Source organism: Acidimicrobiia bacterium, assembly GCA_035651955.1.
GTDB lineage: Bacteria > Actinomycetota > Acidimicrobiia > IMCC26256 > JAMXLJ01 > JAMXLJ01.
In genome coordinates this window covers 1-14,005 of record DASRES010000061.1, presented here as the reverse complement: position 1 = coordinate 14,005, position 14,005 = coordinate 1, and the positions used below count along the sequence as shown (strand labels likewise).

General features: G+C 73.6%; 9 protein-coding genes and 1 pseudogene. 6 read left to right on the top strand and 4 right to left on the bottom strand.

Translation table 11 applies throughout. The annotated features are described in order from the left end of the window. Positions 1 to 8: 8 nt before the first annotated feature. A complete protein-coding gene (locus tag VFC33_13320) occupies positions 9 to 3,371 on the bottom strand; it encodes a UvrD-helicase domain-containing protein (GenBank protein ID HZR14214.1) in 3,363 nt (1,120 codons plus the stop codon). Then, complete coding sequence (locus tag VFC33_13315) at positions 3,368 to 6,631, bottom strand: PD-(D/E)XK nuclease family protein (GenBank protein ID HZR14213.1); 3,264 nt, start codon at positions 6,629 to 6,631, stop codon at positions 3,368 to 3,370. The genes VFC33_13320 and VFC33_13315 overlap by 4 nt, the downstream gene beginning before the upstream one ends. 58 nt (positions 6,632 to 6,689) lie before the next feature. On the opposite strand from VFC33_13315, the gene VFC33_13310 reads away from it, so the two are divergent. The 6 genes from VFC33_13310 (at position 6,690) to VFC33_13285 (ending at position 12,200) form a co-directional block, all read left to right on the top strand. After that, positions 6,690 to 7,661 carry an aldo/keto reductase gene (locus VFC33_13310; GenBank protein HZR14212.1) on the top strand — a complete coding sequence of 324 codons (972 nt, stop codon included), beginning with the start codon at positions 6,690 to 6,692 and terminating at the stop codon, positions 7,659 to 7,661. Positions 7,662 to 7,728: 67 nt separating this feature from the next. Further along, a complete protein-coding gene (locus VFC33_13305) occupies positions 7,729 to 9,939 on the top strand; it encodes a transglycosylase domain-containing protein (protein HZR14211.1) in 2,211 nt (736 codons plus the stop codon). A 10-nt stretch (positions 9,940 to 9,949) separates the two neighbouring features. Further along, positions 9,950 to 10,669 carry a C4-type zinc ribbon domain-containing protein gene (locus VFC33_13300; GenBank protein HZR14210.1) on the top strand — a complete coding sequence of 240 codons (720 nt, stop codon included), beginning with the start codon at positions 9,950 to 9,952 and terminating at the stop codon, positions 10,667 to 10,669. After that, positions 10,666 to 11,103, top strand: coding sequence for a ribonuclease HI family protein (locus tag VFC33_13295; protein HZR14209.1), 438 nt, complete (start codon positions 10,666 to 10,668; stop codon positions 11,101 to 11,103). Before VFC33_13300 ends, VFC33_13295 begins: the two co-directional genes overlap by 4 nt. 3 nt (positions 11,104 to 11,106) lie before the next feature. Next, entirely contained in the window at positions 11,107 to 11,619 is a 513-nt protein-coding gene (locus VFC33_13290) for a hypothetical protein (GenBank protein HZR14208.1), read from the top strand. Further along, positions 11,619 to 12,200 carry a histidine phosphatase family protein gene (locus VFC33_13285; protein ID HZR14207.1) on the top strand — a complete coding sequence of 194 codons (582 nt, stop codon included), beginning with the start codon at positions 11,619 to 11,621 and terminating at the stop codon, positions 12,198 to 12,200. Before VFC33_13290 ends, VFC33_13285 begins: the two co-directional genes overlap by 1 nt. Positions 12,201 to 12,285: 85 nt before the next feature. Here the strand turns inward: VFC33_13285 and bioB are convergent. Together bioB and VFC33_13275 are read right to left on the bottom strand one after the other, a co-directional pair. Then, a pseudogene (bioB, locus tag VFC33_13280) lies at positions 12,286 to 13,251 on the bottom strand (biotin synthase BioB). A 25-nt stretch (positions 13,252 to 13,276) separates the two neighbouring features. Continuing rightward, positions 13,277 to 13,831: a DUF488 domain-containing protein gene (locus VFC33_13275; protein ID HZR14206.1), complete on the bottom strand. Its 555-nt coding sequence runs from the start codon at positions 13,829 to 13,831 to the stop codon at positions 13,277 to 13,279. Positions 13,832 to 14,005: the final 174 nt, after the last annotated feature.

The window sequence follows — 14,005 nt, the reverse complement described above, 5'->3', positions numbered from 1 at the left end:
CGACGGCATCACACGGACGTGAGGGCCTCGCGGACCTGCGCGACCGCGTCGCGCAGGTCCGCGACGTCGCGCTCGACCGCACCGTCGGGCGTCACGAAGACGAACACGCAGCGGACCACCGGCCGTCCGAGCAGCGTCTCGAGCGCGAGCGCGTACGCGGCGCCCTGGGGACGATGTCGCGCGACGGCCCGGTCGACGGCCGCCACCGTCGCGACGCGGTCGGTCTTGTAGTCGACGACGACGAGCCCGTCGGGCGCGTCGACGAGCAGGTCGATCACGCCCTCGACGGTCGTGCCACCAACCTGCGCGGTGACGGGCACCTCTCGCCAGGACCGCACGCCGGCCGCGAGCCGGACCACCGGCGCCTGCAACATCGCCCGTGCGAGACGGGCGACCTCCTCCTCGCGGTCGGGGACCGCTTCGGCGAGGGCCTGGGCGCGCGCGGCCGTTGCTAGCCCGTCGCCGGTCGCGAGATCGACCGTCTGCAGCACCGCGTGCACCGCGCGCCCGACCGCGGTGCCCGATCGACCGCGGCGAACGGAGACCGCGACGTCGTCGTCGACGAGCATCTCGTCCTTCCCCGCACCCGCCCCGTCCTCCTCGTCGACGTCGTCGCCGGAGGTGACCGCGCCCGTCGCGAGCGCGAGCCGGTGCGACAGCGCGGTCGCGCTCACGACGGGATCCGCCGCGCGCGCCAGCACGGCGTCGCGGCGGGCCCGCCACGCCTCGACCACCGACGCGGCGTCGACCGTGGACGCGCGTTCCGCGCGACCCGCCGCGGCCGCGTCGACGTGCCCGGAACGGGGTTCGCCCGGGTCGATGCGCTCACCCGGCGCACCGTCGAGACACGCGGCGAGGCGTTCCGCACCGCACGGCCGGGCCTTCGTCGACCGGTGCAGGCTGACGAGGAGGTGGTCGCGCGCGCGGGTCGCGGCCACGTACAGCAGCCGGTCGCGCTCCGCCGCGACGGCATCCTTCTCGTTCGCGCACGCGGTCTCGTAGCCGGGCGTCGCGAAGGCGACGTCCTTCGGCGCGAGCCGGACCTCGAGGCCGTCGTCGCTCCAGAGCGCGGACGGGAGGCGGTCGTCGTCGCGGGCGTTGAGCCCGGCGAGGACGACGATCGGGTACTCGAGCCCCTTGGAGGCGTGCACCGTGGTGATGCGGACGGCGTCGTCGTCGGGCTCCGGGGCGACGACCTCGACCGCTCGTGCCTGCTCCGAGGCCTGCTCCTCGACCCAGTCGACGAACGCACGGACGTCCGACCCGCCCGCGGCGTCGAACGCGCGCGCCCGGTCGACGAGGAAGCGCACCCGACGCCAGTGGTCGCGTGGGCGCGGGTACGCGAGCGCGAGCTCGAGCACGTGGCGCTCACGCACGATCCGGTCGAGCAAGCCGCTCACGCTCGTCGTCCAGCGGTCGCGGTGCAGCTCGTGGAGCGCGGCGAGCGCTCGGGTGACGACGTGGTCGCGCAGCTCGTCGGGCGGGCGGCGGCGGTAGTCCCAGGGCCCGTGCGCGAGGTGGTAGCCGACGAGCTCGTCGTCCGCGCACGCGAACGCGGGCGTGCGCAGCGCGCCCACGACCGCGATCTCGTCGGTCGGGTCGTCGACGGCGGTGAGGATCGTCACGAGATCGCGCACCTCGGCCGTCGCGTACACGAGCGACTGGCTCTCGACCCGGGACGGGATGCCGGCGTCGTCGAGCGCGGCCTCGATCGCCGGGAGCGCGGCACGCGTCGGCAGCAGGATCGCAACGTCCTTGTACGTCGCGGCTCGCATCGTGTCGCCGGACCGTTCGCTGATCGTCCAACGCTCGGCCGCGACGCGGCTGACGATCGCGGCGACGTCGCGCGCCTCGGCGCGGCGCACCTCGTCGATGCGGGCGTCGCGTTCCTCGCCGAAGACCTGGACCGGGCTCCGCGTCCCGGGCAGCGGCGAGCGGTGGGCGGTCAGCGCCACCCACGGTGCCTGCAGCTCCGGCCGCCCGTCCGCGAACCGGCGGGCGAAGACGTGGTTGACCCAGTCGACGATGCCGGGCACGCACCGGTGGTTCTCCACGAGGAGCATCGGATCGTCGCCGAGCCCCGTGCGGAAGCGCAGGTAGACGCCCATGTCGGCGCGCCGGAAGCGGTAGATCGACTGCTTCGGGTCGCCGACGAGGAACAGCGCGCCCGGCGTGAGCGCTTCGGCGTCGACGGGCACCGGTGTGTCGGCGCCGCTCGCCGACGGGGCACGTGACGTGAGCAGGAGCGCGAGGTCGGCCTGGAGCGGGTCGGTGTCCTGGAACTCGTCGACGAGCACGCGGGTGAACCGTCGCGCGAGCGCACCGCGCACGGCCGCGTCGCGGCGCACGAGGTCACGCGCGAGCACCAGCAGGTCGTGGTACTCCAGCATCCCCTCCCGGCGGCGCTCGTCCGCGCTCCGAACCGTGAACGCCACGACGCGCGCCACGATCGGCGAGACGAGCGCCGCGCGGACGTCGCGCAACGTCTCGACCAGCGCGTCGTTCGCCTGCTTGAGGTGCGCGACGACGTCCCGCTTGCACCCGTCGCGCCAGTTCTCGGCGCGCCCGTTGCTCGACGCGAGCTTCGGTGCGTCGGCGAGCACCTCGAGCACGTCGAGACGGTCCCCGGCCTCGCGCAGGCGCGCGCGGAAGCGCTCGAGCCCGAGGACGTGCGTGGCCAGACGGTCGTCGGTCGCGATGCAGCGGGGGACGAGCGCGAACGCCTCGTCGAGCGGCTGGAGGATGCGGGCGGTGTCGACGACGGGGACGCCACGCGGCTCGCGGCAGTCGTCGGCTGCGCGGGTGAGGCGGTCGTAGTGGTCGTGCAGCTCACGGGCGAGCGCGCGGAGGTGACGGACCTTCAGCCCGAGCGCGAACGCGGCGACGAGGACGTCGTGGAGCGCCTCGTCGGCGAGGAGCTCGTCGAGGAACGCGTTCCACCGGGCATCGAACGCGAGCGTCGCGGCGATGTCGTCGGCGACCTCGAAGCCGGGAGGGAGACCGGCCTCCAACGGGTACGTCGCCAGGATCCGCTGCGCGAACGAGTGCAGCGTCGAGATCGCCGCGTCGTCGAGCTCGTCGAGCGCGGCACGGGCGCGTTCGCTCCGGTCGGCCTCGGTCGTGTCGTCGGCGACGACCCGCTCGAGCTCGACGCGCACGCGGTCCTTCAGCTCCGCCGCGGCGGCCTCGGTGAACGTGATCGCCGCGACCTCCGACAGCCGCGCGGACCCCGAGACGACCATCGCGACGATGCGGGCGACCAGCGTCGTGGTCTTGCCCGTGCCCGCGCCGGCCTCGACGAACATCGTCCGCCCGTGCTGCTCGCGCACCTGCACGCGGACGGCGTCGTCGTCGCGTTCGACCGCGCTCACGACCCGACCTCCTCGGGCTCCGGCTCCACCGGTCCGTCCGCGAGCTCGACGTACGCGCGCAGCCGGTCGTCCGTCTGCACGCGCTGCCAGGCGGCACCGCGGTCGCGCGCGCAGATCCGGTCGAAGCTGCAGTATCGGCAGTTCGCCCAGCTCTCGCGGTCCTCGGGACCGGGGCGGGCGGGGAACAGGCCGTCGCGCACGCCGTCGGTGAGGACGCGCAGGACCTCCCCGAGCCGGTCGAGCGTCTCGTCCGTCACGGTGTAGCCACGGAGGTGGTCGCGCGTGGACGGCTCCAGGAAGAAGTAGTACGAGGACACAGCCGCGACCCGTTCGTCCACGTGTCGCGCCGCGAGCGCGTAGATCGGGAGCTGCAGGAGCCGGCCGGCCTGGACCGGGTCGGCATCGAGCTTCTTGTACTCGTCGTCCTTGCCGGTCTTGTAGTCGAGGACGACGAGACGCGTGCCGTCGGGCGAGCGGTCGACGCGGTCGACGCGCCCCCGGAACGCGACCCGGCGGCCGTCGCCGAGGTCGATCTCGACCGGCGGGACGTTCGCGCCACGCTCGCCGGCATCGTCGTCGCCGAACGACAGCTCGAGCAGGCCGGGGTCGGGCACGACACCGAGGCACGCGCGGTTCTGCTCGTCGGCGTCGAGCGCGTCGATGAGCACGCGCCGGATCCGGCGCTGCTCGACCTGCCACAGCAGCGACCGGCCCGTGATGCCGCGGGCCGCGGCGTCGTCGAAGTGACGCTGCGCGATCGCGAGCAGCTGGGCGCGCTCCTGGGCGTCCCAGGGCTCGCCGGGCGCCGAGCGGGGCCGTGCCTCGCGCACGAACTGCTCGAGGATCGCGTGGACGAGCGTCCCCCGGTCCAGGCCGTTGATCACGTCCGTCGCCTCGGGCCGTTCGACGTCGCGCAGCCCGAGGACCTCCGAGAGGAAGTACTGGCGCGGGCACGTCGCGTACCGCTGCAGCGACGTCGCGGACTGGACGCGGTCGAGACCTCCCGCGACGTCGGGGAGATCGCCGACGTACCCGTCGAAGCGGCCGAGCACGCGACCGGTCCGCGTGCGGACGGCGTCGAGTCCGCGCGCGAGCGCGACGTCGCCGAGCACGAACGGGTGGTCGTCGACACGACCGCCCGCGCGCTGCAGGCACCGCAGCTCGCGCAGCTCCAGCTCGCCGAACGACACCGGTTCCGTGGACTCGTCGACGAGACCGGACTCGAACGACTCGACCGACCGGTACCAGGGCGCGGCCAGCTCGGCGAGATCGGGCGCACCGAGGACGCGCCCCGCGAGTCGCGACGCCTCGTCGAGCAGCCAGCGCGCCGGGTTGCTCGCCCGTTGCGCACGCACGTCGGCACGCGACCACGTGAGGACGCGCGCCGGTGCGCACGCGAGTGCCGCGAGATACCGGCGATGCTCGTCCTGACGGGTCGCGCGCGGCGCGATCTCGTCGGCGTCGTCGGTGCCGCCACGCTCGTCGTCGGGGAGGAGCGGGTCGTCGCGCGCGCTGGGCGGGAACGCTCCTTCGTTCATCCCGAGCACGACGACGACGTCGAAGTCGGTCCCGGCCGCGGCGCGCAACGGGCCGACGAAGACGCCCGTCCCGAACGTGCCCTCGCGGCCAAGCGGGGCGTCGAGCTCACGGGCGACCGCGACGCGGAACGCCGCGAGGTCGGCGTCGCCCGCGACGTCGTCGAGCTCCCCGAGCGACCGGACGCGAGCGACGATCTCGCGCGCGGCGTGCTGCTCGATCTCGGGCCAGTGCGCGCGCGCGGCGGTTCCTCCGGTGTAACGGTCGAGCAGGTCGACGGCCCACGCGCTGAGCGACGCCCATGTCGCCGGCTCGGGTGCCACGAGGTCCTGGGCGAGCCGCTCGACGAATGCACGCAGCCGCCGTGTCTCCGCGAGCTCGACGTCGATCGCGCCGCGGACGCCGTCGGTCGCGTCGGCGTCGTCGCGCAGGTCGTCGGCTCGGCGTTCGAGCCGCATCTCGTGCGTGTCGAGCCGCGCCGTCCACTCGTCGGCGCCCGCGACGACACCGGCGAGCCGGGACACGACGTCCCACCGGTGCGCGTCGATCCCGTGCTCGTCACCCGGGTCGCGCAGTGGCGCGGTCGCGAGCCACGCCGCGAGCGCGTCACGGCGCAGGTCGGACGTCGCGAGGGCGAGCGCACCCTCGAGGACGCGGCCGGCGCCGGAGTCGTGCAGGCGGCGCGCTGTCGGGCCGTTCGCCGGGATCCCGGCCGCGGCGAGCTGTTCGAACGCGACGCGCGCGTACGGCTCGGCGATCCGGTACAGCAACGCGACGCGCGACAGCGGCACCGGTGACGGACCGTCCTCGGCCCGTCGCAGCACCTCCCGCAACGCGGCGCGCACCTCGTCGTCCGGATCGGGCGCGTCGACCAGCAGCACGTCCGGCGCGGCCGCGTCGTCACCGGCGACGGTCACCGCGGGACCGAGCACGCCGGCGAGCCGTTGCGCGAGCGCGATCGTCGGCGCGTCGACGTCGGGCTCGCCAGTGGTACCGAGGAGCACGGCCGCGCCGCCCGTGGCCGCGAACGTGCCGACGAGCTCCTGCTCGCTCACCGACAGCGCGTCGGGGAGGTACACGACGACGAACCCGAGCTCGCGCGTCGCCGACGGATCGTCGTGCACGGCCGCGGCCGCCGCGTCGAGCAGGTCGTCGGCGTCGTAGAAGTTCCGCGTCCGCCGTCGGTACTCCTCGAGACACGCGACGACGTGCGCGGCGCGTGCACCCCGGGCCCGCAACCGCTGCAACGTCGCGGGACGGGCGCGCCGGAGGTCGGCGAGCGTCCGTTCGAGGCCCCGCACGGTGCTCGGGTGGTCGCGCAGGTCGCCGAGCGGTCCCGGCACGTCACCGAGCACGGACCGCACGATCTCGGCTGCCGTCGCCGGTGTGAGCGGCCGGCGGCCGGCCGCTTCGAGACGTGGCGCGCCGAGCAGCCCGGCGACCCGGGGCATCAGCTCGAACCGCACGTTCGCGAACCCGCGCCCGTCGTGCAGGCGCGACGCGAGCCGCCGCCGCACCGAGAGCGCCGCGTACACCGTGGGGACGACGACGGTGACCGCGGCGAGAGGATCGTCGGCCTGCAGGTCCGCGAGCAGCGCTTCCAGCGCCCGGTGCGCCGCACCGCCGAACGGGACGAGCCGCAACCTGTTCTCCGCGCTCATTGCTCCCTCGGGCCGGGCCGTCCCGCGCTCCGCGCACGGCCCGGCTTCGTTCGCGACTCCCACGACCCAGACCCTAACGACGGGGTGTGACAGCGAACGCGCAATCGGGCAGCATCGCGGGATGCGCTACGTCGAGGCCGGCGGCGTCCGGGTCTCTGCGATCGGGCTCGGCACGTGGCAGTTCGGGGCCCGTGAGTGGGGCTACGGCGACGACTACGCACGTCACGAGGCCCGCGCCATCGTCGACCGGGCGCTGGCACTCGGCGTCGACCTGATCGACACCGCGGAGATGTACGCGTTCGGGCGCTCGGAGCGCATCGTGGGCGACGCGATCGCGGACCGCCGCGGCGACGTCTTCGTCGCCACGAAGCTCTTCCCGGTCGCCCCGTTCGCCCCGGTCGTCGAGTGGCGCGCCCGTCGCAGCGCGCGCCGTCTGGGTGTCGCGCACATCGACCTGTACCAGGTGCACTGGCCGAACCCGGTCGTTCCGGACGGCCCGACGATGGCAGGCATGCGGCGCGTCCTCGACAGCGGGCTCGTCGCGCACGCGGGCGTCAGCAACTACTCGCTCGCGCGCTGGCGTCGCGCGCAGGACGCGCTCGGCCGGCCGCTGCTGTCGAACCAGGTGAAGTTCAACCTCGCCGAGCGCGGACCGCTGCGCGATCTCGTCCCGTGGGCGCAGGCCAACGACCGGATCGTGATCGCGTACAGCCCGCTCGCGCAGGGCTTCCTGTCGGGGAAGTACGACGCCGAGCACCTGCCGGCCGGGTCCGCGCGGCGCACGAACACGCTGTTCCTCCCCGAGAACCTCACCCGCGGCGCCGAGCTGCTCGACGTGTTGCGCTCCGTCGCGAACCGGCACGGCGCGACGCCCGCGCAGGTCGCGCTGGCGTGGCTGATCCGCCGGCCGAACGTCGTGGCGATCCCGGGTGCGAGGAGCGTCGCGCAGCTCGAGGCGAACGCAGCCGCCGGGGATCTCGACCTGTCCGATGCCGACGACGCCGCGCTCACCGAGGCGGCGGAGGCCTACCGGCCCGAGCGAGGCGCGGCCGCGCTCCCGGCCCTCGCTCGCCGCGTCGTCGGCTCACGGTGACGCATCCGTCACGGTGAGCGGCGCCGCGGCGCCTCCGCGCGACCCGCGTATGCCATCCTGACCTGTCGTGCGCAGGCTGCGGCGCTTCGCCGTCATCGTCCTCGCCGGCGGGGCAGGTCTGGGTCTGTGCTTCGCGGCGCTGATCCCCGCGTCCGCGACGCTGTTCAACAGCACCCGGTTCAGCTCGAAGATCGCCGACCACCTGAGCACGCTGGCGCAGCGGACACTGGTCTACGACGCCAACGGCAACCAGATCGGGATCTTCGCCGCGGACGACCGCGAGCGCGTGAAGCTCGCGCAGGTCCCGAAGGACCTCGTCAACGCGGTGATCGCGACCGAGGACCGCACGTTCTGGAAGAACCCGGGCGTCGACCTGCAGTCGACGTTCCGCGCGCTCTGGGCGAACGTCACGTCGGGAAGGGTCGAGCAGGGCGGCTCGACGATCACGCAACAGCTCATCAAGAACCGGATCCTCACGCCGAAGCGCGACCTCAACCGCAAGGTCCGCGAGGTGATCCTCGCCTACCGCTTCGCCGACCAGTTCTCGAAGAAGCAGATCCTCGAGGAGTACCTCAACACCGTCTACTTCGGGCAGGGCTCCTACGGCGTGAAGACCGCGGCCGAGCGCTTCTTCGACGGTGAGCCGCTGGGCCAGCTCACGTTGGGGCAGGCGTCGCTGCTCGCGGGACTCATCCAGAACCCCGAGGGCTACAACCCGTTCGTCCACCCCGACGCCGCGCGCGAGCGCCGCCTCGTCGTCCTGCAGCGCATGATCGACCAGCACTACATCAACCGGATGCAGGCGTTCGCCGCCGCGCTCGAGCCGCTGCCGACGAAGCTGCCACCGGCCGACTACCGCCCCGACAACTACTTCCTCGCCGAGGTCGAGCAGCGCCTGCTCGACGATCCTCGCCTCGGCGCGACCGCGGCCGACCGCGAGAACGCGGTCCTGCGCGGCGGCCTGCGCGTCTACACGACGTACGACCCGCGCCTGCAGTACCTGGCCCAGCAGGCGATCGCGGGCACGTTGGCACAGGCGACGCCCCGTGCCGACGGCATCACCGCGGCGATGGTCGTCATGGACCCGCAGACGGGCGCGGTGCGCGCGCTGATCGGCGGCCCCGGGTTCCAGCAGAACCAGTTCGACATCGCCACCCACTACCGCGCCGGTGCGAACTCGGGACGCCAGCCGGGGTCGACGTTCAAGGTCGTCACGCTCGCGACCGCGATCGAGAACGGCTACTCGCCGAACGACAGCGTGAGCGGTACGTCGCCGTGCGTCGTGCAGTTCCCCGGCTACCCGCCGACACCGCCCCTGAAGAACGCCGAGCAGGGCCCGGGCACGGAGAGCATCCGCACTGCGACGGTCGACTCCGTGAACTGCGCGTACCTGCGCATCGGCGCGAGCCTCGGCCTCGACAAGATCACCGAGATGGCGCAGCGGCTCGGCATCTGCGCCGGTGCGACGACGACCAAGGCGACGTGCCCTTACTGGCAGCTCGACAAGACCGACAACCGGCCCGACGTCAACGGCAACACCGCGCAGGTGAAGGTGCCGACGATGGTGTACGGGTCGGCCGGCGGTCAGACGCCGCTCGACATGGCGACGATCTTCAACACCTTCGCGGCGGACGGCGTGCGTCACGACCCGATCTTCGTCACGAAGGTCGTCGGGCCCGACGGCAAGACGATCTTCCAGAACAAGACGGCCGGCAACCGCGTGATCGATCCGCAGGTCGCCCGCACCGTCACGGACATCCTTCGTGGCGTCATCACGAACGGCACCGGTACGAGCGCGCGGCTCGACGGCGGTCGTGTCGCGGCGGGCAAGACGGGCACGACGGACAACGAGACCGACGCCTGGTTCGACGGGTACACGCCGCAGCTCACCGCCGTCGTGTGGATGGGGAACCTCGCGAGCGAGACCCCGATGGGCCGTGTCGGTCGCTACAACACCGTGTTCGGCGGGACGTGGCCCGCGATCATCTGGAAGAACTTCATGAACTCCGCGCTCGCGGGCCAGCCGAACGAGGACTTCGTCGCGCCCGACCAGTCGCTGTGGCCGCCCGGTCGGCGCATCACCGACGCGGGTCGCGGCACCTCGTCGGCGCAGCCGGACAGCGGCGGGTCGGGTGGCCAGTCGCCGCCCTCGTCGGCGCCGCCGACGCAGCCCCCGACGTCGACGAGCGCGCCCGCGACGACGAGCACGTCCGCGAAGCCGACGCCGTCGTCGTCACCGCCTCCGAGCACGGTCACCACCGCAGCAGTGCCCCGGTAGTCTCGCCGGGATGCCCGCGCTCGACACGTTGCTCGCGGTCCAGGAACGCGACACCGCCATCGACCGCCTCCGGCATCGGCGCGACACGCTGCCCGAGCGCGCCGCGCTCGCGGAGGCGGACGCGCGCCTGCGCGAGCTCACCCCGCTGCTCGCGGACGCGCGTGCCCGGCGCGACGACGTCGCCCGCGAGGAGCGCCGTCTCGACGACGAGGCGCGCGCCCTCGAACAGCGCGCGATCGAGACGGAGAAGCGGCTCTACTCGGGCGAGATCTCCTCACCGCGGGAGCTGCAGGCCATGCAGGCGGACATCGAGCAGCTCCGCCGTCACCGCTCGTCGGTCGAGGACGACGAGCTCGCGCTGATGGAGCAGCGCGAGTCGCTCGACGCCGAGGTCGCCGCGTTCGAGGCGCAGATCGCCGGCATCGAGGCGGGCGTCGCGGACCAGCGAGCGGCGCTGGCCGAGCAGGAGGCGACGATCGACGGCGAGATCGCGCAGGAGAGTGGCGCGCGCGGCGAGCTGACGCGCGACCTCCCGGCCGACCTCCTCACGACGTACGAACGCTGTCGCGCCCAGGCGCGCGGTGTCGGCGCGGCGCGCCTCGTCGGACGGACCTGCCAGGGATGCCACCTCGACATCCCGGCGACGGAGGCCGAGCGGATCAAGCGCGCGGCGGACGGGACCGTCGCGTTCTGCGACAATTGCGGCTGCATCCTGGTGCCGCAGCCGTGAGCGACGGGCGTCGCGAGGCAGTGCTGCTCTACTGCGACGGCGGCGCGCGCGGGAACCCGGGTCCCGCCGCCATCGGCGCGGTCGTGCTCGACCCGTCGACCCGTCCACCGACGCGGCTCGCGACTGTCAGCCGTCGCATCGGCGTCGCGACGAACAACGTGGCCGAGTACGAGGCGTTGATCGCGGGCCTGGAGGCCGCGCGCGACTTCCCGGCGCGCGGGATCCACGTTCGCGCCGATTCCCAGCTGCTCATCCGCCAGCTCGAGGGTCGTTACAAGGTGAAGCACGCGGGCCTGCGTCCGCTCTTCGACCGGGCGCGCGCGTTGCTCGCGCCCTACGAGCGTGTCGATCTCGAGCACGTGCCCCGTGAGCAGAACACCGACGCCGACGCGCTCGTCAACGCCGCGCTCGACCTGCCGCCCGGCGAGGTCTGAGCCGTGTTCCTCTGGTACGTCGCGGGCTCGGTGCTCATCGTGTGGGCGGTGTTCCGCAGCCACGGCGTCGACTACCGCCTCGTCGCGCTCGGATCGCTGCTGCCGCTCGTGATCGACGCCCCGTGGGGCCGCCCCGCGTTCGGCCACACCCTGCTCGGCGCGGTCGCCCTCCTCGCCGCGGTGATGCTCGCGACGATCGGCCGCCCGCGGTTGCTCCGCCGGCGGTTGCTGTGCCTGCCGATCGGCATGTTCTGCGGGCTCGTGCTCGCGGGCGCGTGGACCGACACGCACGTCCTGTGGTGGCCGACGCTGGGCGCGTCGTTCCCGCACGGTGCGCTGCTGCCCGCGTGGGGCGTCGTCGTGCTCGAGGAGCTCGCGGGCGCGATCGCGATCGTCTGGATGGTGGACCGGTTCGGCCTCGCGAACCGCCGGACGCGCGAGACGTTCCTACGGACGGGCCGGCTCGCGGTTGCGCCACGCGCGACCGCCCGTCCCGTCCGCCGACCGCCCCGTTGATGCTCGTCTTCGTACGGCACGGCGAGACGGCGGACAACCGCGCGGGCCGTCTCCTCGGCCGCTCCGATCCGCCCCTCACCGCGCTGGGCCGGATGCAGGCGCGTGCGGCCGCGCGGGCGCTCGCTCACGAACACCCGGTCGAGATCGTCACCAGCCCGCTCCTGCGCGCGCGGCAGACTGCGGACGCGATCGGTGACGCGTGCGGGATCGTCCCGGCCGTCGAAGAGCGGCTGATCGAGATCGACTACGGCGCGTGGGAGCGACGGTCGCTCGCCGAGGTCCCGCGCGACGCGGCCGCGCTGTCGTCCGACCCCGCCGTCGCGTTCCCGGACGGCGAGAGCCTGACCGACGTCGGCACGCGGGTCGCGACGCTGTGCGACGAGCTGTTGGCGCGAGACGGGCTCGTCGTCGCCGTCTCGCACGTCTCACCGATCAAGGCCGCGGTCGCCTGGGCGCTCGGCGCCGGCGACGACCTCGCGTGGCACATGCACCTGTCGCTCGGCTCGATCACGCGGCTCGGCCGGCGACGCGCCGGTCCCTACCTGATGAGCTTCAACGAGACGGTCCACCTGCGCCGCTGACCGACACGGGGATCGACGTCCGCGCGGGGAGCGAGTGCGCGCCGCGGTCGTCGACGACGAAGCGACCCTCGCCCGGCCCGTCCGCGACCGGCATGCCGAGCGCGTCGAGCAGCGCGCGGTCCTCCTCGGGTGACCGCCCACCGGTCGTCAGGTAGTTGCCGACGATGAGCGCGTTGGCGCCGGCGAGGAGGCCCATCGACTGCAGCTCCCCGAGCACGCGCTCGCGCCCGCCCGCGAGTCGCAGCCACGCGCGCGGCAGCACGAGCCGGAACAGGGCGATCGCCTGCAGCGCCTCGCGCGGCGACATGAGCACCGAGTCGGCGAGCGGCGTCCCCGGACGCGGGTCGAGCAGGTTGATCGGCACCTCGCACGGGTCGAGCGCGGCGAGCTCGAACGCGAAGTCGATGCGCTGCTCGAGCGTCTCGCCCATGCCGAGGATCCCGCCGGAGCACAGCTCCATCCCCGCGTCCTTCGCGTACTGCGCCGTCTGCAGCCGGTCGTCCCACGAGTGGGTCGTGCAGATCGACGGGTAGAGCGCGCGGCACGTCTCGAGGTTGTGGTTGTAGCGGCGCACACCTGCATCCGCGAGGCGCTGTGCCTGCTCACGCGTCAGCAGACCGAGCGAGCACGCGACCTCGAGCCCGGTCTCGTCGTGCACCGCATGGACGGCGTCGATCACCTTGCGCAGCAGCCGTTCCTCGGGACCGCGCACCGCGACGACGATGCAGAACTGCGTCGCGCCCGCGGCGCGCGTCGCGCGTGCGGCTTCCAGGACGTCGTCGAGATCGAGGAACGCGTACACGTCGACGCCCGTGTGGTAGCGGACCGACTGCGAGCAGAACGTGCAGTCCTCGGGACACGCACCCGACTTCGCGTTGATCAGGCTCTCGAGCTCGACCTCCGGCCCGCAGTACGCGAGGCGCACGCGGTGCGCCAGCGCGATCAGATCGGGAAGCTCGTCGAGCGGGCGGTGCGCGACCGCGAGCACCTCGTCGCGCGTCAGCGGTCGGCGCTCTTCGAGCAGGGCACGTTCGGCGGTGGCGAGCGGCATGGGCGGGGAGCGTAGTGGAGCTCTCTCAGACGCCCGGCAAGCGGGCTTCGCCGGCGTCGTACACGAGGACACCGTCCTCGACGCGCGCCTCGGGAGTCGGGCGGTGCGGTTGCAGGCGGCCGTCGTGGAACAGGTGGACGACGGGCGTGTCCCGCAGCAACACGGCCGCGTCGGCGAGCAGTCGCCGGTGACACCGCCACCACACCGACTCCGCGCACATGACGGTCGTGCGCCGGCCCTGTCTCTTCGTCATGAGCCGGTCGAGCGCGTCGGCGAACTCCGGTGTCGCCATGTAGTCGGCGTAGCCGCGGAACGCGGGATGTGTGAGCGCGGTGTTGCGCGACGCCGGGTTCGTGCGTCGCCGACCGCCGAGGCCGGGCGCCCACTCGTACGCGATGCCTGCGTCGTCCGGCAACCAGCGTGCCATCGCGTCACGACCGAACTGCGGGTGGCGGCGGCTGCCCGGGTGCGATCGGACGTCGACGAGCAGCTCGACGCCCGCGTCGTGGAGCACCCGGGTGAGCTCCTCGGCCGTGAGCGTTCCGTGCCCGACCGTGAGCAGCGGTGCGGGCGCGCTCATCGAGACGGTCTCACGAGACGGGTGATCGCGCGGTGCTCGCCCGGGCGCAGGTTGTGGTCGGCGAGGCGATAGCGCGCCGCGGCCGCGAGGTGGTCGCGCAACGCCCGGCCGTCGGGGTCCGCGGCCCGGCGGAACAGGCGCGCGATCACGGGTTGCCCGAGCCGCCCCGCGACG

Coding starts and splice junctions, on each gene's coding strand:
- VFC33_13275 (HZR14206.1), bottom strand. CDS start 13,831: ATGAGCGCGCCCGCACCGCTGCTCACGGTCGGGCACGGAACGCTCACG.
- VFC33_13300 (HZR14210.1), top strand. CDS start 9,950: ATGCCCGCGCTCGACACGTTGCTCGCGGTCCAGGAACGCGACACCGCC.
- VFC33_13285 (HZR14207.1), top strand. CDS start 11,619: ATGCTCGTCTTCGTACGGCACGGCGAGACGGCGGACAACCGCGCGGGC.
- VFC33_13310 (HZR14212.1), top strand. CDS start 6,690: ATGCGCTACGTCGAGGCCGGCGGCGTCCGGGTCTCTGCGATCGGGCTC.